At 51.2% G+C, this 18,979-nt stretch carries 28 protein-coding genes; 10 read left to right on the forward strand and 18 right to left on the reverse strand.

Annotated elements, in window-relative coordinates:
• Positions 1 to 98 precede the first annotated feature (98 nt).
• The 3 genes from spoVIF to GJ1_RS10740 form a co-directional block, all read right to left on the reverse strand.
• On the reverse strand, positions 99 to 356 hold the full coding sequence (spoVIF, locus tag GJ1_RS10735; protein ID WP_066232129.1) for a sporulation-specific transcription regulator SpoVIF: 258 nt from the start codon (positions 354 to 356) through the stop codon (positions 99 to 101).
• Positions 357 to 480: 124 nt separating this feature from the next.
• A complete protein-coding gene (locus GJ1_RS17880) occupies positions 481 to 609 on the reverse strand; it encodes a YjcZ family sporulation protein (protein WP_013146038.1) in 129 nt (42 codons plus the stop codon).
• Between the two features lie 76 nt (positions 610 to 685).
• Positions 686 to 922 (reverse strand): hypothetical protein, encoded by a 237-nt coding sequence (locus GJ1_RS10740; RefSeq protein ID WP_066232132.1) that lies wholly within the window; start codon positions 920 to 922, stop codon positions 686 to 688.
• Positions 923 to 1,050: 128 nt separating this feature from the next.
• On the opposite strand from GJ1_RS10740, the gene GJ1_RS10745 reads away from it, so the two are divergent.
• Positions 1,051 to 1,371, forward strand: coding sequence for a thioredoxin family protein (locus tag GJ1_RS10745; RefSeq protein ID WP_066232134.1), 321 nt, complete (start codon positions 1,051 to 1,053; stop codon positions 1,369 to 1,371).
• Between the two features lie 163 nt (positions 1,372 to 1,534).
• Here GJ1_RS10745 and GJ1_RS18680 read toward each other — a convergent pair whose 3' ends face one another.
• The 11 genes from GJ1_RS18680 to GJ1_RS10795 all read right to left on the reverse strand — a co-directional run bounded on the left by GJ1_RS18680 (position 1,535) and on the right by GJ1_RS10795 (position 6,799).
• Positions 1,535 to 1,705: a hypothetical protein gene (locus GJ1_RS18680; protein ID WP_167346111.1), complete on the reverse strand. Its 171-nt coding sequence runs from the start codon at positions 1,703 to 1,705 to the stop codon at positions 1,535 to 1,537.
• 20 nt (positions 1,706 to 1,725) lie between these two features.
• Positions 1,726 to 2,586 (reverse strand): DUF421 domain-containing protein, encoded by an 861-nt coding sequence (locus GJ1_RS10750; protein WP_066232136.1) that lies wholly within the window; start codon positions 2,584 to 2,586, stop codon positions 1,726 to 1,728.
• A gap of 12 nt (positions 2,587 to 2,598) precedes the next feature.
• On the reverse strand, positions 2,599 to 2,805 hold the full coding sequence (locus GJ1_RS10755; RefSeq protein WP_066232141.1) for a DUF1657 domain-containing protein: 207 nt from the start codon (positions 2,803 to 2,805) through the stop codon (positions 2,599 to 2,601).
• Positions 2,806 to 2,817: 12 nt separating this feature from the next.
• Positions 2,818 to 3,174, reverse strand: coding sequence for a stage V sporulation protein AE (gene spoVAE, locus GJ1_RS10760; protein WP_013146042.1), 357 nt, complete (start codon positions 3,172 to 3,174; stop codon positions 2,818 to 2,820).
• 1 nt (position 3,175) lies between these two features.
• Complete coding sequence (spoVAD, locus tag GJ1_RS10765; RefSeq protein ID WP_066232145.1) at positions 3,176 to 4,189, reverse strand: stage V sporulation protein AD; 1,014 nt, start codon at positions 4,187 to 4,189, stop codon at positions 3,176 to 3,178.
• On the reverse strand, positions 4,189 to 4,668 hold the full coding sequence (spoVAC, locus tag GJ1_RS10770) for a stage V sporulation protein AC (protein ID WP_066232148.1): 480 nt from the start codon (positions 4,666 to 4,668) through the stop codon (positions 4,189 to 4,191). Before spoVAC ends, spoVAD begins: the two co-directional genes overlap by 1 nt.
• Positions 4,669 to 4,679: 11 nt before the next feature.
• A complete protein-coding gene (locus GJ1_RS10775) occupies positions 4,680 to 5,156 on the reverse strand; it encodes a YhcN/YlaJ family sporulation lipoprotein (protein ID WP_066232233.1) in 477 nt (158 codons plus the stop codon).
• A gap of 95 nt (positions 5,157 to 5,251) precedes the next feature.
• Complete coding sequence (locus tag GJ1_RS10780) at positions 5,252 to 5,458, reverse strand: DUF1657 domain-containing protein (protein WP_066232151.1); 207 nt, start codon at positions 5,456 to 5,458, stop codon at positions 5,252 to 5,254.
• Positions 5,459 to 5,616: 158 nt separating this feature from the next.
• Complete coding sequence (locus tag GJ1_RS10785) at positions 5,617 to 5,820, reverse strand: holin (RefSeq protein WP_066232154.1); 204 nt, start codon at positions 5,818 to 5,820, stop codon at positions 5,617 to 5,619.
• Between the two features lie 27 nt (positions 5,821 to 5,847).
• Positions 5,848 to 6,078: a hypothetical protein gene (locus GJ1_RS10790; RefSeq protein WP_066232156.1), complete on the reverse strand. Its 231-nt coding sequence runs from the start codon at positions 6,076 to 6,078 to the stop codon at positions 5,848 to 5,850.
• A gap of 382 nt (positions 6,079 to 6,460) precedes the next feature.
• Positions 6,461 to 6,799, reverse strand: a complete 339-nt coding sequence (locus GJ1_RS10795; protein WP_066232159.1) for a spore coat protein regulator protein YlbO — start codon at positions 6,797 to 6,799, stop codon at positions 6,461 to 6,463.
• Positions 6,800 to 6,953: 154 nt separating this feature from the next.
• On the opposite strand from GJ1_RS10795, the gene GJ1_RS10800 reads away from it, so the two are divergent.
• Together GJ1_RS10800 and GJ1_RS10805 are read left to right on the forward strand one after the other, a co-directional pair.
• Entirely contained in the window at positions 6,954 to 7,673 is a 720-nt protein-coding gene (locus GJ1_RS10800; protein WP_066232161.1) for a BMQ_0737 family morphogenetic spore coat protein, read from the forward strand.
• Positions 7,674 to 7,774: 101 nt separating this feature from the next.
• A complete protein-coding gene (locus tag GJ1_RS10805; RefSeq protein WP_066232164.1) occupies positions 7,775 to 8,539 on the forward strand; it encodes a hypothetical protein in 765 nt (254 codons plus the stop codon).
• Positions 8,540 to 8,824: 285 nt separating this feature from the next.
• On the opposite strand, the gene GJ1_RS10810 is transcribed toward GJ1_RS10805, so the two are convergent.
• Positions 8,825 to 9,175, reverse strand: coding sequence for a DUF1360 domain-containing protein (locus GJ1_RS10810; protein WP_066232167.1), 351 nt, complete (start codon positions 9,173 to 9,175; stop codon positions 8,825 to 8,827).
• 179 nt (positions 9,176 to 9,354) lie between these two features.
• On the opposite strand from GJ1_RS10810, the gene GJ1_RS10815 reads away from it, so the two are divergent.
• A complete protein-coding gene (locus GJ1_RS10815) occupies positions 9,355 to 9,651 on the forward strand; it encodes a hypothetical protein (protein ID WP_066232173.1) in 297 nt (98 codons plus the stop codon).
• Positions 9,652 to 9,998: 347 nt separating this feature from the next.
• The gene (locus tag GJ1_RS10820) at positions 9,999 to 11,081 is read left to right on the forward strand and encodes a glycosyltransferase (RefSeq protein ID WP_066232178.1); all 1,083 of its coding nucleotides are present in this window, start codon (positions 9,999 to 10,001) and stop codon (positions 11,079 to 11,081) included.
• A 14-nt stretch (positions 11,082 to 11,095) separates the two neighbouring features.
• On the opposite strand, the gene GJ1_RS18370 is transcribed toward GJ1_RS10820, so the two are convergent.
• Positions 11,096 to 11,257 (reverse strand): hypothetical protein, encoded by a 162-nt coding sequence (locus tag GJ1_RS18370; protein ID WP_157068380.1) that lies wholly within the window; start codon positions 11,255 to 11,257, stop codon positions 11,096 to 11,098.
• A 180-nt stretch (positions 11,258 to 11,437) separates the two neighbouring features.
• Between GJ1_RS18370 and GJ1_RS10825 the strand changes: the two genes are divergently transcribed.
• Genes GJ1_RS10825 through GJ1_RS10835 form a run of 3 tightly spaced genes read left to right on the forward strand, consistent with a single transcriptional unit; the run spans position 11,438 to position 14,825 of the window.
• Positions 11,438 to 12,721, forward strand: a complete 1,284-nt coding sequence (locus GJ1_RS10825; protein ID WP_066232181.1) for a UDP-glucose dehydrogenase family protein — start codon at positions 11,438 to 11,440, stop codon at positions 12,719 to 12,721.
• Positions 12,718 to 13,674: an NAD-dependent epimerase/dehydratase family protein gene (locus GJ1_RS10830; RefSeq protein ID WP_066232184.1), complete on the forward strand. Its 957-nt coding sequence runs from the start codon at positions 12,718 to 12,720 to the stop codon at positions 13,672 to 13,674. Before GJ1_RS10825 ends, GJ1_RS10830 begins: the two co-directional genes overlap by 4 nt.
• Positions 13,671 to 14,825, forward strand: coding sequence for a glycosyltransferase family 4 protein (locus tag GJ1_RS10835; protein WP_066232187.1), 1,155 nt, complete (start codon positions 13,671 to 13,673; stop codon positions 14,823 to 14,825). The genes GJ1_RS10830 and GJ1_RS10835 overlap by 4 nt, the downstream gene beginning before the upstream one ends.
• Positions 14,826 to 14,926: 101 nt before the next feature.
• Here GJ1_RS10835 and GJ1_RS17895 read toward each other — a convergent pair whose 3' ends face one another.
• Positions 14,927 to 15,409 (reverse strand): transposase, encoded by a 483-nt coding sequence (locus GJ1_RS17895; protein WP_083509990.1) that lies wholly within the window; start codon positions 15,407 to 15,409, stop codon positions 14,927 to 14,929.
• Positions 15,406 to 15,579 (reverse strand): hypothetical protein, encoded by a 174-nt coding sequence (locus GJ1_RS18690; RefSeq protein ID WP_167346113.1) that lies wholly within the window; start codon positions 15,577 to 15,579, stop codon positions 15,406 to 15,408. Before GJ1_RS18690 ends, GJ1_RS17895 begins: the two co-directional genes overlap by 4 nt.
• Before the next feature lie 496 nt (positions 15,580 to 16,075).
• Here GJ1_RS18690 and GJ1_RS10850 point away from each other — a divergent pair, with 496 nt between their 5' ends.
• Both GJ1_RS10850 and GJ1_RS10855 read left to right on the forward strand, forming a co-directional pair.
• Positions 16,076 to 17,170, forward strand: coding sequence for a CotS family spore coat protein (locus GJ1_RS10850; RefSeq protein WP_066232197.1), 1,095 nt, complete (start codon positions 16,076 to 16,078; stop codon positions 17,168 to 17,170).
• A 2-nt stretch (positions 17,171 to 17,172) separates the two neighbouring features.
• Positions 17,173 to 18,729, forward strand: coding sequence for a glycosyltransferase family 4 protein (locus tag GJ1_RS10855; RefSeq protein ID WP_066232200.1), 1,557 nt, complete (start codon positions 17,173 to 17,175; stop codon positions 18,727 to 18,729).
• Positions 18,730 to 18,979 lie beyond the last annotated feature (250 nt).

Raw genomic sequence — 18,979 nt, forward strand, 5'->3', positions numbered from 1 at the left:
ACATTTTCCGTTAAATCACCGGCTTTCTAGACACCTTTTCTTTTTGCTCGGTCAAGACAGATCAAAAGGGAGCTGTGCACACGCAAGCTCCCTTTTGCTTATTTTTTATTGTTCAGCATATTGGCAATCGTATTGAAATCAATTTGCTTGCCGTTATGGACGATCGCCTTGACGATTTGGTCTTCAAGTTCTTTTGGCACTTTTCGGTTGGCGATTTGCGCCACCCGCTTCACGACTTGGCGCACCGTTTTTTCGTCGCTGAAATTGGCGTTTTGCAGCGAGTTGGCCAGCTCAAAAATGTCTTTCATGTTGACGCCCGTTTTCTTTTCGATGTTTTTGAAAAATTGCTGATCCATCGTTCCGCCTCCTTCTCCCTGCTATTATCGTATGGATGCCCCCGCCTCGGCGTGCATCAAAGGAAAGAAAAATACGAGCCGCTCCGTGGCGCCGAAACGGCCCGTATTCCATTCGCTTGTTCCGTTAAGCGACAAATGCCGCGCCGACAATAATCAACAAAATGAACAACACGACAATCAGCACAAAGCCACCGCCATAGCCACCGCCATAGCCGTAGCCGTAAGGATAACCATAACCGCAGAAGCCCATCATAATGTGCACCTCCTTCTCCGTTTACTGTATCGTATTCACCGGCTTAGCGAGGCGTATGGGCGCAAACGCCATTTTGTCATCCAAATCGGCGGAACAGCTCGGCAAATTCCCGCTCCTTCTTCGCAAACCATTGCTCGATGTAGTCTAAGTTGCCTTGCACACTTTTTAGAAACCCATTGTTCAATTTTTCGATTTCTTGCAGCTGCTTGTCGAAGTCTTTTCCCCATTGTTCAAACAGGCGGATGAACGTTTCATGCCCTTCTTTGCGCGACGCAACCCAACCTTCGAGCGCCTTTTCCAGCTCTTTGCTCACACGTTTCCCCCCTTTCTTACTGTTGTATGCAAAAACGGCTGCCCGGGGTGAAGGCGTCGCCGTTCTTTTTTTACCTTGCCATATGGTAAAGTAAAGATGAACGGCAACATGAAAGGGAGGGAACGAATGTGAAAACGATTGAAACAGCTGAACAATTTCAAGCTGCCATTTCCGGCGACAAACCAGCCATCGTCAAATTTTACACGACTTGGTGTCCAGACTGTATGCGCCTCAATATGTTTATCGATGACATCGTTCGCGACTATGGGCAATACGACTGGTTTGAAATCAACCGCGACCAGTTTCCGGAACTTGGCGAGAAATACCAAGTGCTTGGCATCCCGAGCTTGCTCGTCTTCCGCAATGGAGAAAAAATTGCTCATCTGCACAGTGCTGACGCCAAAACGCCGGAAGAAGTGCGCGCCTTTTTGCAGTCTCTCCCAGCGTAAATCGGTCCTGTTTCGCTCTGAAAGTCATCCGGATGAACAATAAAAACGCCGCCCGCTTTTTCGGGCGGCGACTGGCGCAAAAAAATCGAAGCTGTCCGCAAAACATTTGCGGACAGCCTTATTTTGCCGTTAGACGGGTGTTACCTATCAAAAAAGAGCGCCGTTAGTATTCGATTTCGTCATAATCTTTCGGCTGGTGCGTCCGCTGCGGGCTCTCAAACATAAATTCAATGGAAATTTCTTCATCGGTCGTCCGCGTCCGTTCGGAGCGTCCGTTTGTTTTCAATTGGATTTGGATTTCCTCATCGGTCGTTTTTGTCCGTTTGTCTTCCATCGTCGTTTCCTCCTATGTCCTCAGTTTCGCAAGAGCGGCTCGACTTTTTGCACAAGCTCTTGCATTTTCGAGGCGTTTCGTTCATACAGCGCCTTCGCCTCTTCGGAATTGGTCTGCAACGCATACAGCTCCAAGTCAGCTTGCACTTTTTTCATCGCGGCCAAAAGCAGTTTTTTCTCCTGCGGCTCGGCAATTTGGATCTTGTCGTCATACAAATCGATTGTCAGTTGCCCGTATGAATCGACTTGGGCGAGAAAGACGTTTTCGACCGCCACCCCTTGCTTGTCGAGCTGCTCCTTCAGCCAGCCGCGCCCAAGCCCCATCGCAGCGAGAGGCTCATCCAAAATCATACCGTCCATAATGACCGTTTGCGGCTCTTTTTCCCGCGGCGGGTTTGGGAACACGTCGCCGACGGTGAGCGGCTGTTTTTCCCGTTTCAGCAGGATGTTCAAATCGCCGTTGGGCTCAAGCACCGCAAACTCGACGTCGGCGACGCGGAACACATCTTTTTTGCGCAGCTGTTCGAGCAGCTCGTCAACCGTATATTTCTCCCGTTTCAAATTTTCCTCTAAAATTTTGCCATTTTTAATAAAAACCGTGGAATTACCCTCGACAAAATCGCGAAATTTCTTGTTGCGCAGCGAGAGACGAGCGACAGCCACTGGAAACAGCGACCAAATCAAAATGCTGGTGATGCCTTCTTGCAACGAAATGCCTAAATCGACCGACATCGTTCCAGCGATATCGCCGACGGTGATGCCGACGATGTATTCAAAAAACGACAATTTTGATAATTGCTTTTTGCCGAGAATGCGGGTGATCACAAATAACCCGATTAAAATGCAAATCGAACGAATGGCGGTTTCTAACCATATAGGCATCGATCATGCTCCTTACTTTCCGTGGTATTGCGGCTCTTCGAACTCGAGCCGGCCGATCCGGTTTTTGATGTCCGCGATGATCTCCTCTGTCACAAGCATCGCTTCATGAAACGTCCGCTGCGCCGTTTCGTCCTGGGAAGTGAGCGCCAGCTGTTGCAGCCCAGCGTGAATGCCTTTTAGGCTCGCCAACGTTTGTTTCACTTGCGAAGCAACGGTCATGGAAGATCCCTCCTATCCTTTCGGGCGGAACAAGAGCGCCCCGATAAACCCAAAGACGATCGCCGCGGAGATGCCGGCGCTCGTCACTTCAAACATGCCGGTCAATACGCCGATAATGCCATGTTTTTCCGCCTCTTGCATCGCACCATGAACGAGTGCGTTTCCAAAGCTCGTAATCGGAATCGTCGCCCCGGCGCCGGCAAAATCGATGAGTGGCTCATACAAACCGAATCCATCCAAAATCGCCCCGACGACGACGAGAATCGTCAACGTATGCGCAGGTGTCAGTTTAAAGACATCCATCAAAATTTGCCCGATCACGCAAATCAGCCCGCCGACAACAAACGCCCAAAAAAACATAGCCAACACGCTACGCCTCACCTCCATACTCGATCGCCACCGCGTGGGCGATGCACGGAATCGTCTCGTTTTGCTGGAACGATAGCGGCGACAATAGCGCCCCTGTCGCGACTGCCAAAATGCGCTTCAGCTCGCCGCGCCGCATCCGTTTGATGAGATGCCCGTAAACGACAACGGCGGAACAAGCCGCCCCGCTCGCCCCAGACAATACCGGCTGCCCGTCGCGGTAAATGAGCAGCCCGCAATCTTGGTAGCGTTCCTCATCGATGTCAATGCCGTGCTGGCGCAACAAGTCAAGGGAAACTTGGCGGCCGATCCGTCCTAAATCGCCGGTGACGATCAAATCGTAATACGATGCATCGATTTGCCTATCGCGCAAATGCGCCTCAATCGTATCGACCGCCGCCGGCGCCATCGCTCCACCCATGTTGAACGGATCGGCAAGCCCCATATCAACGACGCGCCCGATCGTCGCCGCTGTCACGCGCGGCCCGTCTCCTTTCGGGCTGACGATCGCTACGCCTGCTCCCGTCACCGTCCATTGCGCCGTCGGCGGCTTTTGCCCGCCGTATTCCGTCGGGTAGCGGAACTGCTTTTCGACGGCGGCATTGTGGCTTGAGGCACCGGTTAATATATAGTCTGCCCCGCCGTAGTTCGTAATAAAAGCGCTGAGCGCCAGTCCTTCCATCGAAGTGGAACAGGCGCCAAAAACACCGAGATACGGCATGCCGAGCGTCCGGGCGGCGAAGTTCGTCGGGGTCATTTGGTTGATCAAGTCGCCGGCGATGAGAAATTGCACTTTTTCTTTCTCCAGGCCCGCTTTTTCCATCGCCTGAAACGCTGCTTCTTCAATGAGCACGCGGTGCGCCTTTTCATACGACTCTTCGCCGAGCCATAAATCTTCATGGAGAAGATCAAAGTCTTCCGCGAGGCGGCCGTTCGCCTCAAACGGCCCGCCGACCGCCGCTGTTGCGATGATCACCGGCTTGTTCGCAAACACCCATGTACGGTGTCCTTTCAGCATTACAATCCCCCCCACTGGGTCGCAATCGTTTTGACAAGGGCAATGACAAAGGCGGAAAACGTACCGAACAAAATGACAGAGCCGGCAAGCTTGAACATGTTCGATCCGACGCCCAACACAAATCCTTCCGTCCGGTGCTCAATCGCCGCCGAGATGACGGCGTTGCCAAACCCTGTCACCGGCACGGCGCTTCCCGCCCCGGCGAATTGGGCGATCCGGTCATAGAAGCCAAGCCCAGTTAAAATCATCGATAAAAAGACCATCGTCGCCACCGTCGGATTGCCTGCCGTTTGTTCGGTGAAATCAAAGAAGTACATATAGAAATAAGAGATCGCCTGCCCGATCGTGCAAATGATTCCGCCGACGAGAAACGCGCAAACACAGTTGCGAACGATAGGGCGCTTCGTCTCCCTCTCTTTTTCAAATAAATGGTATTCCTGTTGAACAGGAGTCAGCTTTTTCCGTTTTTCATTCGCCATAATAACACCTCTTATGTCTGCTCTTTGCTTAGCTTTTCAATCCGCCTGATTTCCTGATTGAATTTTCGTTCATCCCAGCGTGGATTGTCCATGTTGGCTTTTAATTCTTTCGTCTTCCAAAAAATTTTCAAATCGCTCGAGGAAACGACGTCGTAGCCGGGAAACATGTCACGCAGTTTGTGGTCAATGTCTTTCTCAATTTGCTTTCGACTCCACCGCTTCATATGGGGAATTTGATAAGCGACAAGCAACCGATCCCCGCTGTTGACCGCCACCACATCCCGGACGTCGTCGCGCTGGCGCAAATAGGCAACCGCCCGCTCGGCCGGACCTTGGTTCAGCTCCGCATGTTTCGCCGTCCCGGACGTGTGGGTTCTCAGCAAGTTCGCCCTTTGCAGCGATTGTTTTTGTTCCGTTTCTTCCTTGGCGCAGCCGCTCGTTGCAATGATTGCCGCCACGGCCGCCAACCACCATTTTTTCATCTCCATCAACCCATTCGTTTTATGTATTTCCGCAAAGCCGGGAAAAGGTTGGCGTGCTGCCAACCTTCCCGCCTGAACCATCCCATTCGCCTTAGCGAAGGTTATTGTTGTTTATATTGTGGCTCTTCATTTTGAATTTCTTGCACGCGCGAGTTCACCAAATCGATGATCGCCTGCGTTTGTTGGGCAGCTTGTTGGTAAAGCTGTTTGGCAGCTTGGTTTTCCGTTTGCAAAGCAAACGTTTCGAAGCTCGCTTGCGCCGATTTTAATCCAGCCAATGTTTGTTTCACTTGTGTTGCAACTGTCATGATTCATGTCCTCCTTATATGGTGCAAAATTGGCGGTGACAATGTTTAGAATGTTTTTTTGCCGTCAAATTATAATTGTCATTTTCTGCAAAACGTTCTGTCGCCTTTCCAGCTTTTCCGGGCATGAAAAGGGCGCCTTCTGCAGGCGCCCATACGGTTTACGACTTGTTATCAACTTTGTCGGAATAGCCGCGGCCGAGCGACGGGTTGTTTAAAATGCCGGCCATCACCAAAATGCTTAACAGGGCATGGTATAGCCGTTCATATTTGCCAAGATCAATGTCGACACCGAACGTCTCAAGCGCAATCACGACAAACGAGCCGATTGCCAGCCAAAGCCCATAATTTTTAAAACGCTCCACCGTTTGCGTCCCCCATTTGCTTCGTCGCTAAATCCATGAGAACGGTCTCCGTTCCCCTTCGTTTCGATCATGGCCTCCTTCATCGTGTTCTCCCTTATCCCGGTCCCGCACATCTTCAACAGCTTCCATTTCCGTATCATCGCGGTGCGGGAACAACCATGGATCGCGGATGCGGCCGCGCGGCATAATGACGATGTCATCGGCATGAATGATCAATTTATCGACATGAATCACTTTCGCTTTTTTCCGATCCGACATGCCCTTCCCTCCTTCCTTTCGCCTAGTTGCACTGTTAGACTATGCAAGGAGGCGAAGCGAAGTATAGGCATCTCTCACAGATTTCCGTTATTTCTTCTTGATGACGGCTGGCCGACCGCATCCGCATCCGCTCGGACGCCGCACAGGCTGCGTTGTCGAAGAAAGCACCCTTGTCACCGGTTTCGACGGAGTAGGCTTCTTCATTCCTCATCCCTCCATCCCGAAAAAGTGTAGCCCTCGCCGATCAACCAATTTATGTTCAAGTCCATTTCCGTACGATTCGTCTCTAATCGAAACGGCATAAAAACAAACAATGTCTAACGGCGAGAGAAAAAGCGAGCGGCTACTGCTATTGTATGGCTTGGCGAGCCAAGGGTGCCTCTCATTTTTCGTTTCGCTCCGGGTGTGGCATGATGGCATTTTCTTGCCTCAGCGTACGGAAAAACCAGCTGTCCGGACGTTCGTCCTCATCCGCCTTGCCTGCTTCTTCGATCCATGGCACTTGCTGTTGCAACTGACGGCGGAGCTCGTCATTTTCCTTCGCCAGCTGTTTGAGCTGCTCGTAGCGCTTGGCGCTCTGGTAAGCCAGTTCCTTTAACACAATGTTTTCGGCTTCCACCTCTTTCAGCCGGCGCTCCAGTTCAGCCATTCGCCCAGCAAGCCGCTGTTCACCTGTCCCCCTTCTCTCTTCATTCATCGCCCCATGTTTGTCTTTCATCATTCGACATCTCCTCCTTTGATTCATCGTTGTCTGCGCCCACCAACAAAAAATCCGCATCTGTCCCAACACATTTACCTAAGCCGTTCCATAGTATACAGTAGTCCCAAACCACCAGGCGTTGGGGAACAAATGAACGATAGGAGGAACGAACAAAATGGGTCATCATCACCGTCGCGATACAGAAAGAGTATGCATCAGAACGCGCAAAATTTACGACTGGGTGACGCGCCAAATCGATGTTCCATTGCGAAGCTTCAGCGGCGAGGATTTGGAAGCGATCTTCCCGACGAATCATTGCCCGCGGGAGGGAACGATTTGCGACTTTTTAGGAGCGCAACATACAAACCCGCAAAACTTGACGATTCGCTGCTTCCTGACGGACGCCTACGGAAACCCGATCGACTCGGTCGTTGACCAAGACGCATTAATTTGCCAAGAAATTACGCAACCAAACGGCCGGCAGTCCGTAAACGTCACCCTTCCTTCTGGAGAAACGGTGACGTTGCAAAAAGTCAAAGCGCTCATCAAAGGGCATGTCGTCGTGCAAATTGTCAGCCCAACCGGCACGGTCATTTGCCAATCGACACCGATTCCGTTCGCTACAGCACAAACGTTCATCTTGTGCGCCCCAGAAGGCACGCAGCTCAACTGCCATATTTCGTTCTTCGAATGCGACACGAGCCTAGTCTGCACAGACAACTTTGCACAACTTGATGTTTCCATCACCTTATGCCTTGAAGTCCAAGTGGAAGCTGATGTCAAAATCGAAGTCGAAGCTCGTTTCTGCCAACCGCGCGAAGAATTGGCCGAAGCCGTGCTTTGCCCGACAACCAAATTCCCGCCGCAATGCCCGGACGTATTCCCGGCCATGTAGCGTCCTGCACCGTTCAGGCTGTTGTTCCAACAACAGCCTTTTTTATATGGCATGCACCCGCAATGGATACATAAGATGAGAATGGAAGGGGTGGAAACCGTATGAAAAACAAAAACGACCAACACCTCCGTCTGCAGCAGCAAATCATCCACTACCGGTCAGAAGCAGCCTCATGCCGGCAACAAGTGCAGCAACTGGAGGCCGAGTTGGCCAAGGAAAAAATGCGCAGCGCCTATTTGAAAGAGAAGCTGCGTGAAGCAGAAACAACCAACGTTGAAACGTACAAGAAAAAAATCGCCGCCTTGGAACGCCAGCTTCTGTTGTGTGAAATTGCACTGGAAGAAACGCGATATAACACCTCAAAAGAGACACAGACACCAGCGTTTGAACGAGCTGCTGCCGTGTCAGCGTTGTTTCACTATTCTGTCGTCGTTCCACCGCGCCTCGATGAGGAAGAGATAACTATCATCGGCGATTTCATCATTCGCAACCACGGAACGGCGCCGCTTCACCATCTGATTGTCTGCCTCCGCCTTTCGCCCCCAAAGACGGCGGTGCTGAGCGGGAAAATCATTTTGCCAAACAGCGTGCGGGCCGAGCAGGAAGCGCTGATCTCCAACAGCGAGGAAAGCTGGACGTTCACCCAAGAAAACTGGCGCGAAAAAGTGCGGCAAAGCGGGGAATATTGGCTTGCCCCGCTCTATGACGCCCCGCTCGAACCGGGCGGGGAGCGGCGTTTTTCCCAGTTTGAAATCACTGTTCGCCCGTCCAGCAACGCCCGCTCATTGACGGTCGATGGGTTCGTGTATTGCTCGGAACTGCCAAAGGGCGTTCCTGCCGCCAACCATATCGCCATTCAATGGTGACCCGTTCGTTTTCCGCCTTCATGCCGCCCAGCGTCGCACCTGCTGTTTTGGCCGGCCGGTTTGGGCCGGCCCCCCGTTATTTCAGACAATAGCGATTGGGAGTTTCCTTCCGTCAACGGCATCCCGACAAGCTTGGCGGCGGCTTTCATCAACACCGCCGGTCATTCCTTCAGCGAACATTGCCCAGCCGGCAAGAGCGGTTCACTGTCCATTCCTTTGATCAAAACGCCACCCTGCCGACATCCCTCATCGGTTGTATCATGACCTCAATAGCCGCCTTCCTCCTTACAACAGCCATTTGCTGACTATCGTCTCAATGATCGCCGCCCCGCCGGCAATGGCTAGAAGCGTAATAAGCGGCTCAAAAACGTTCGGCCAAAGCGTCAGGCCCATGTAACAAAACGCCGCACACCAGATCCCCGTGCACCAGTAGCAGCTCAGCAGTTCACCGATCCATCGCCGCAACCCACTTCCCTTTAAGGAAAGAAATACTTGTTTGCTTCCGTCTGGAATCTCCTGCTCCGTCCATTCGTGAAATGGACGGCGTACCCAGTCGGTGATCGCATCATATACGATGAGCCGTGTCAAGCGAAAACTGGCTAAACAAAGAAGGACAAATGAAAACGGATCGTCCATGATCCCCTCCCCTTTCCGTCGCGGTCATGACCGCCAAAAAAATCGATTGCCTCCTGTCGTTCCAACTTGGCAGCCAGCGAATTCTCTTTGGCGCGGACGTTTACCCAAACGCTCTCCTACGCCAATCATATGATGAAGTATAGGTTTTTAACACAAGGAACAAGAAAGGAGGCGACGCGATGTACCATGTATTTTTCGACCGGCGACCGCCCCGCCTTCCCCGCGTGCTTTACGAACAGCTGACCACCCTTCCGCCCAACGTTGAAGTCAACGTGCACACCGCCAACGGGACGTATTACAATGCGCTCTTTCTCGGTTTCGAGCCCCGGACGAACAACGTTTCGCTGTTGGTCGACCGCTTTTATAAAGATGGAGGGCGCTCGCTTACGATCGATGCAGCCGCGATTACTTCCATCGATCTCCCCGTGTCCATACGGCCGACTTCATCCGCCGGTCCAGACGACGAGGAAGAATAACAGAAAACGAAACGCCGCTGGCGCCACCGGGTGCGGCCGGGGCTTCTTTTTTAGCGGCGCTGTTTTTTCTTTGTTTCGTGCGCTTGTCTATACCAACTTCTTCTCTTCTTACATACACTTTTGGCAATCGACAATGGATGCTAAGGCGAAGACCATTAATCATGGAAACGATCTTTCTCATATAATGAAACAGATGACCCTGATCGCCAGCCAAAGTTATGCACTGCTTGAAAAAAGCAATCTAGCCGATTTTTGCCGCGAGGCAGAGGGGAGAAAAGCCATTTGCCACGGGGATTACAACAGCAACGTTTTTGTCTGATTTCTTCAAAAGCGAGGGATAGAGAAAAATGAAACAAACGATCGCCCACTTTCTCCATGAAAAAATGAAAATTAATCAGCGCTTTATTTACAATCAAATGGTTCATTTAAAAAAATACCGCCCGGTCATGATCGGATCGTTTGCCGATGACGGCAGCCATCCGTTTCCTTTGATCAACTATTATCATCTCAACGACATCAATCATTTCGGCCACTTCGCCAAAGAACAAAATATTGTCGCCATTCACGCCCACCACGGGAAACATGCCGTCGAGATTCTCCCGATTTGCATCGCTCATGGCATTCCGCTTGTCGTCAGCATCCGCGGCCGTGATGGATCGGCGAAACATCACAGCCTGTGGCGCAATCAAACACGGTACAGCTTGCTCAAACAGCACGGGGCGCTCTTTCTTCCTGTCTGCCGCTACCTCGCCAATGAACTGATCATGCTAGGTTTTCCGCCGGAAAAAATTCATGTCCTCTACGGCGGCATCGAGCTCGATTTATTTCCATACCGAGAGCGGACGATTCCTGAAAGCGGAGACATCATCATACTCTCGATCGGACGACTCGTCGAGAAAAAAGGCTTCTTAACGCTCGTGCGCGCCTTTAGACACGTGCATGCGGCGCATCCGCGCTGCCGCCTCCGCATCATCGGCAGCGGCAAAGAGGAAGAAAACATCCGCCGGCTTGTCAAAGAGTTGGAGCTCGATCCGTTTGTCGATCTGCTTGGCGCCATGGACGCCGCTTCGATCGCTCGCGAAATGGAGCGCGCTCATCTATTTTGCCTGGCGAGCGAGACTGCTTCTGATGGAGACATCGAAGGCATCCCCAACGTATTGAAAGAGGCGATGGCAAGCGGGCTGCCGGTCGTCTCGACAAACCACGCCGGCATCCCCGAGTTGATCGAACACAAGCGAACCGGCTATCTCGCGCCGGAAAAAGACGATCACGAGCTGGCGAACGGCATCCGGTTTTTTCTTGACCATCCAGAGCAAATTACGGAGTTTACCAAACGGGCGCGCAAAGTAATCGAACAGCGGTTTGATGTCGCCAAGCAAATTAAAGAGCAAGAACGTTTGTATGATTGGCTGACAAAAAAAACCAGGTGATTTGCACCTGGTTTTTATTTTCCTTTCCAAACAGCGGAAAGGAGCGCCATGTAACCGTCAGCCGTACCAATGTCAACCCGCGTTCCGGCGACGAGTTTCCCTTGGCATCCTTCCCCTGCCACCGGCAAGCTTCTTGTCCCATATCCAGCCGCGGGGATGGTTGCTTTTTTGACCATCGCTTCCCCCCTTGTCTTTTTTATATCCTTATCGTATTCGCTTCCGAATGGCGGGGAAGTTTGTCCACTGAAAATAGGCCGCCTCATTTCTAGCGTTTTAGGCGCTTGCCATGTAGCAAACGAAGCTTGTCCGTTAATACGCTATAAAAGCCGGAGATTTCGCGAAGGAGGCCTATGAGCATGAATATTTGTATCATCGGCGCTGGCTACGTCGGACTGACCACCGCAGCTGTCCTTGCTGAACTTGGACATGAAGTGCATTGCATCGATCATGATGAACGGAAAATCCGCCTGCTCAATAACGGAGAAGTTCCGTTTTATGAGCCAGGGCTTGAGGAATTGATTGTCAAAAACTATAATTATTTGACGTTCAGCGGCCGCTGGGATTACATCAAACGGGCGGCCGTCGTTGTCATTTGTGTCGGCACCCCGCCGCGGCCCGACGGCGGCACCGACTTAAGCTATATTGAAGCGGTGCTCGACCGTTTGGCAGCGACGATCGAATCGTACAAAACGATCGTCACGAAAAGCACCGTCCCACCGGGGACGAATGAATGGATGCGCGCCGAGCTCATCCGCAAAGGAGTGAAACCGCAGTTGTTCCGCATCGTATCCAACCCAGAATTTTTGCGCGAAGGATCAGCCGTTTACGATATGTTTCATCCAAATAAAATCGTCGTCGGCCTCGAACCGGATGATGACCAGTCGCTCACCGTCGTCCAAGCGATGTATGCCGGCATCAACGCCCCCTACGTCACCACGAGCCTGGCTGGCGCGGAACTGATCAAATACGCCTCCAACGCCTTTTTAGCGACCAAAATTTCCTTTATTAACGAAATGGCGCGCATTTGTGATGCGTTTTCAGTCGATGTCAATGATGTCGCCCGGGGAATCGGCCTCGACCCGCGCATCGGCCCGCATTTTTTGCAGGCTGGCCTCGGCTATGGCGGTTCATGCTTTCCAAAAGATATAAAATCACTGGAATATGTGGCGCGCTCGCGCCAAGTGGAGCCTTATTTGCTGCAGGCGGTGCAGACCGTCAACGACACCCAGCTTGATGTTTGCTTTCAAAAGCTCAATGAACAGCTTGCCCCATTGACTGACAAAAAGATCGCCGTGCTTGGCATCGCCTTCAAGCCAAATACAGACGATACGCGTTTTTCCCCCGCCGAAGCGCTCATCCGCCGATTGAGCGAAAACGGCTGCACGGTTGCCGCCTACGACCCGAAGGCAACGCTCTCGGAGCCGCTCGCCCATGTCACGCAAGTCCAGTCGGTGCACGAAGCGATCCAAGGGGCAGATGTCTTGGTCATCGCCACCGATTGGGACGAATTCCGCACGCTTGACTGGCCGCAAGTGAAAGCGGCGATGAATGGAACGCTCGTGTTTGACGGCCGAAACTGTTTGGATCGCCATGCGGTCGAACAAAGCGGATTGCGCTACATGGGGGTGGGGTGCCCGTGAATATTCTCATCACCGGTGCGGCCGGGTTTATCGGCTCCCATTTATGTGAAAAACTGCTCGAAAACGACGAGCATCATGTGATCGGCGTCGACGGCTTCCTTGGACCGACGCCGGCGCCGCTAAAAGCGAACAACATTGCCCATTTGCAGTCTCATCCGCGGTTTACCTTTCTTAAGCTGGATTTGCTGACAGCCGATTTGCCGTCCTTGCTGCAAAACGTGGAAGCTGTCTACCACTTAGCCGGCATACCCGGCGTGCGAACGAGCTGGGGGACGGAGTTTGCCGCCTATGCCGCACACAACATTTCCGCTACCCAGCGGCTGCTTGAGGCGTGCAAAGACCGGCCGCTCAAACGGTTCATCTACGCATCAACCTCATCCGTCTACGGCGAGCGGAGCGGCCCGTTGTCGGAAATGCTCGAACCGGTTCCGCTCTCCCCGTATGGCATTACGAAGCTCACCGGCGAGCATTTATGCCGCGTCTATTTTCACGAATTCGCCGTACCGGTCGTCATTTTGCGCTATTTCACCGTCTATGGCCCGCGCCAGCGCCCGGACATGTCGTTTCACCGATTCATCCGCCAGCTGCTCGACGGCCAGCCGCTCACCGTGTTCGGCGATGGGACACAATCGCGCGATTTCACCTATATTTCTGACTGCGTTGATGGAACGATCGCCGCACTCGAGCGGGATGGCGTCATTGGAGAAACGATCAATATCGGCGGAAAAGAACGAGCATCGGTCAATGAGGTGATCCGTCTGCTGGAAACGCTGACGGGAAAACAAGCGATCATTCAGTATACCCCCGCCGCCCGCGGAGAGCCGAAACAAACGTGGGCCGACTTGACAAAAGCGGGGCAGCTGCTCGGGTACAAGCCGGTTGTAACGCTTAAAGACGGCCTTCAAAAAGAGATCGAATACATCCGTTCACTGTACGAGGATGAGCATTCATGAAAATCGCCTATATCTGCACAGAAAAACTGCCAGCCCCGGCAGTACGGGGCGGAGCCATTCAGGTGATGATCGACGGGATTGCTCCATTGATCGCCCGCCGCCACGAACTGACGATTTTTTCGATCGCTGACCCGCTTTTGCCGCCTGAAGAAACAAATGGAAACATCTGCTACATCCGTTTTCCGAAGCTGACATATGAAACTGATGTGGCACGCGCGCTCACCGCGTGCAAATTTGATGTCGTCCACGTCTTCAACCGTCCCATTCCACTTTCAGATTACCGTACATCGGCGCCGCAAAGCGCCTTTGTGCTGAGTCTCCATAACGATATGTTTTCGCCGCTGAAAATCACAGCAGAGCAGGCGAAGCGGGCGCTAGACGCCTCCACCTTGCTGACCGCTGTCAGTGAATACATCAAACGGACGGTGACAAACCGTTACCCAGTCGACCCTCAGAAAGTAAAAGTCATTTATTCTGGGGTCGATGTTGCCCAATACATCCCCGTCTGGACGGAAGAGGGCAAGCGCATCCGCCAGGCAGAGCGCCAAGCATACGGGCTCACCGATAAAAAAGTCGTGCTGTTTCTCGGCCGGCTCAGCAAAACAAAAGGACCGCATTTGCTTATTCAATGCCTGCCACTTCTTTTAGCCCGCCATCCCGAGGTGGTGCTCGTCATCGTCGGCGGGAAATGGTTTAGCGACAGCAGCGGGAGCGAATACATCGATTGGCTGCATCAGTTGGCCGCGCCGATGACCGACCGCGTCTTGTTTACGAATTACGTTCCGCACAGCCATATCCCAAAACTGCTCTTAATGGCCGATGTGTTTGTATGCAGCTCGCAATGGCACGAGCCGCTCGCCCGCGTCCATTATGAGGCGATGGCGGCAGGCATTCCGGTCGTAACGACCAACCGCGGCGGCAACGCTGAAATCGTCCGCCACGGCGAGACCGGCTTCGTCATCGATGACTACCAAAACCCGCACGCTTTTTTTGAAGCGATTGATTACATGCTTACGAACAGACGCGAAGCGGAAACCATGGCGAAAAAGGCAAGAAAACTCGTTGAACGGCAATTTCAATTTCACCATGTTGCCAGGCGGTTTGAAGCGGTTTATATAGAAGCGCTTTCCTCCCTTTCCCCAAATCGATAAAGGGGCTGACCCAAAAGTCCGCCGAAAAGCGGACTTTTGGAGCCAGCCCACTTTATTTTTTGTTAAATAGAAGGTGATTCAACCTCCCTTGGGTTCCTCATTTATGCCGTTAAGGACGGTTGTTTGTCCTTAGCGGCTTTTTTGAGGAGATTATGAGCAGCACAAATCAGCCCCCATTCGATGGAAACTTTTTGGAGGACTCGCAGGACGAAGCGGCGAAACCCGCGATTTTGCTTGATTTGCCCAAACACACTCCCAATGTCGGTTTTGCGTTGGCGGTGCCGTGCCTGTCCTTCTTCGCTTTCCAGCCGTTCACGAGCTTTCTGTTTCTGTTCGTGATAGACGGGTGTGCGTCCATACTTGGAAGTCGTGCAGGCCAAACGGAACGGACACCCCTCGCATTCGTGGGCATTGGCAGTGTTGGATGACCGAGGTGTATCCCGATTCTGTCGTCTGTTTCGAAGTTCCTGTACGGACCAGCTTTTTCCCGTTGGCACAAATCCAAACGTCCTCTTCTTCCTTGTATGTCCAGTTCTGTTGATGGTGCGGGTTCTTCTTGGCTTTGCGCGTGTTCTCTTTCTCATTTCGGATGATACGCAGAGGTGCCTCCCCCTTTGCAGTAAGGAAGAAACGTCTCCATGGGGATGCGTTCAACCATCTCGTGAACCACGTGAGCCATGTTATCCGGCGGAATGAGATCGGCGATGTTGCTTGGCAGAGAGAGGTTGTCCATGGTATACTGATCATGTTTCATAAAAGAATCGCCCTTCTTTCGGTGATAGTTGTAATGGTGACTCTATTCTACCAGAAAAAGGGCGATTCTTCTATTTTGGCGTAAAAAAAGTGGGGCTGACCCAAAACGCGAGTGCGTTTTGGGTCAGCCCCTTTTTCTCTTTGCTTCGATGAAACCAACAATGCCGCTTCCTTGTCAGTGCATCCCCATTGGTGTGTTCCCCGCCGCACCCTAAAGGGTCGGTGATTTAACGGAACATGCCGTTCCCCAGCAGCGTTTCTCAAATTGAAAAACCTTGCAAATCCCGTCCTTCGTTTCAATTGAGAACCATTGATTGAAGAGGAACAGTTATTTTTTCACCGACCTTCTAATTCATCGGCAGCTGCAGAGGCGTAGAAAAATATCCTGCATAAGTTAATGAGCTTACCCAATCCAATTCCCTTCTGAATACATATCCTAGTAGCAATCACACATATTTCGCTTCGTCCATTCCCAAATACCCGACAGGAGGGATAGCGTGAAGAACATAGTCATTGAACCATGGCTCATCGATGAAACAACCTATGAATTTTTTGTCCCTGATTATATTATCCAGCTGGCAGAGGAAGTGCTGAAAAACTACGATTTATCTGTTCAAAACATGCAAATAGTCACGACAAAATCAGACAAAGGAGGAGCAATTTGGAAACTCGAAACAAAATCAGGCCCGAAAAGTTTGAAGCTGCTGCACCGAAGACCGACGAGAAGTTTATTCAGCTTAGGAGCGCAGGAATATTTAGCAGAAGTGCGCAAGGCAAGAGTGCCCCCGATTGTAAAAACAAAGGACGGAAAAAACTATGTTGAAGCGGGAGGAAAACTATGGTTTGTCGCGGAATGGATTGAACCGTTGACGCCGGTTGCAAAGAATTTGGAAGGAGCAAAGCAGCTTTGTTATGCCCTTGGCGAATTCCATCGTCTAAGCAAAGGGTACGTACCTCCCGAGCAAGCGGAAATGGCCTCGCGGCTGCACAAATGGCCGAAAAACTATGAAAAAATGATCACCAAAATGGACTGGTTTCGGAACATTGCCAAATGGTACGCCGAAATGCCGGCAAGCCCCCCGTTATTAGAAGTAGTGGATCAATTTGAAGAACAAGCGCGGAAAGGCATGGAACGATTCCGACAATCCAGCTATTTTGAATTCGTCAAGCAAGGAACGGCCAGTTGGGGGTTGGCTCACCAAGACTATGGCTGGTCCAACGGCCAAATGGGAGCCAACGGAATTTGGATTATTGACCTTGATGGAGTTGCCTTTGACCTTCCGATTCGTGATTTAAGAAAGCTCATTAGCGGCACAATGGCGGATTTATACAAATGGGATGCAACATGGGTGCGGGAAATGATTCTAGCGTACCATGAAGCGAATCCAATAACACCTGAATTATACGAGCTTTTGATGATTGACTTGGCCATGCCAAACGAATTTTATAAAAACATCAAAGAAATCGTCTATGAACCGGAAATCTTTCTCAATGAACAAACAGCACAATTAATTCAAACGATTGTCGAAACCGACCAGTCGAAATGGCCTGTATTGTCAGAAATCGAAAATGACTGGAAAGGGGTGGAATAAGCGTGAGAATTTTAATGGTTTGTACAGAAAAACTCCCAGTTCCCCCTTTATTAGGTGGAGCCATTCAAACGTATATTTCCGGCATTCTTCCACATGTAAGCCAATTCCATGATGTTACCGTTTTAGGCATTACCGATTTGTCACTTCCCGCGCAAGAAACGATTAATGGCGTTCACTACGTGCGCGTACCGGGAAAAGTATTTGAAATATACCGAGAAAACGTTGTTCGTTATGTGGAGACGAACAAGTTTGATTTAATCCATATCTTTAACCGCCCTCGCCTTGTTCTGCCCGTCCGACAGGCAGCTCCCTACGCCAAAATTACGTTGAGCATGCACAACGATATGTTTCAACCGGAAAAAATCGATCCAGAAGAAGCAGCGGCGGCAATCGCAGAAGTGTCCCACATCGTAACAGTGAGCGATTATGTCGGCAATGTCATCCGCAGCCTATATCCGCAGGCATCGCCAAAATTGCGCACGATTTATTCTGGAGTAGACAGCAAACAATTTTTGCCGGGAAATCATCCAAAAATGCAGAAAATACGCAACGACATTCGGCGGGCTCATGGGCTAGAAAACAAAACGGTCATTTTGTTCGCCGGCAGGCTGTCGCGCAATAAAGGAGTCGATAAACTCGTCCTAGCATTGCCGGAGTTGGCCAAAAAATTTAAAGACTTAGCCCTGGTGATTGTTGGAAGCAGCTGGTTTAGCGAAAATAATATTACTGATTATGTCGCATACGTAAGAGCACTGGCGAAAAGAATGCCTGTGCCCGTTGTCACGACAGGCTTTGTCGCACCGAATGAAATCCAAAATTGGTTTGCAGCAGCCGATTTGTTCGTATGCACCTCGCAATGGCAGGAACCGTTGGCGCGCGTCCACTACGAAGCCATGGCAGCAGGCCTTCCGATCGTCACGACCGCAAGAGGCGGCAATCCGGAAGTCATTTTTGCCAATGAAAACGGCCTTATCGTGGAGAATCCAGAGAATCCAAGCGACTTTGCCGACAAGATTGCCCAAATATTATCGGATCAATCCTTGATGAGAGGAATGGGAGAAAAAGGCCGGCAGCTTGCGGTTTCGATGTATAATTGGGAACGGGTAGCTTCCGAGTTATTGGAAGTTTGGGAACAAGCGGAGAAAATAAAACAAGCTGCAGTGAGCGAAGATCAAGCGGCCGACATAACAATAGAACCGCTGAAAGAAGATGCAACAGAACAACTGAAGCCGCCAACCCCTAAAACGAATAAAGAAAAAGTCCGCTCGATAAAGAACTCGTCAGCTTCGAAAACATCCGACAAAACGAACGCCGAGCTGAAAGATAATCAACGAACAACAAACCGAGAAGAAGATATAGCACAGCAACCAGAAATCCAGAAAAACGATCTCCCCCCTAAACAAGAGCAAACCAACGGTCACAGCAAACCTTTTATGATTACAGGCAACCAACAAGCACGAAACACGACAGGCGAAATGTATTTGAACCGTAAACAAACGGAAGAAAAAAAACGTGCCAAATATTTTACGATTGCAAGTCATACGAATCCCCATCGATAATCCTAACAAAGGTAGTGCGTGAACTACTCCCACTTCGCTTCGCTTTGAAGTGGGAGACTTCTTTCGGAAATCTGTTAAAGAACGGAATCGTAAGCAAGCAAACGGAAATGATTAGCTGGAACGTTTTCCCGTCCGAAACATCGATGGGCGCACCAACAGCCTGCGACTTGCCTCGCTGTAGAAAAACCGGACGTTCCCAGGCCGGCGGCGCCTCCCGGGAACGCGGCAAAACGCGAGACGGCGGGCGGAC

The sequence above is a fragment of the Geobacillus jurassicus NBRC 107829 genome, from assembly GCF_001544315.1.
GTDB classification, from domain to species: domain Bacteria; phylum Bacillota; class Bacilli; order Bacillales; family Anoxybacillaceae; genus Geobacillus; species Geobacillus jurassicus.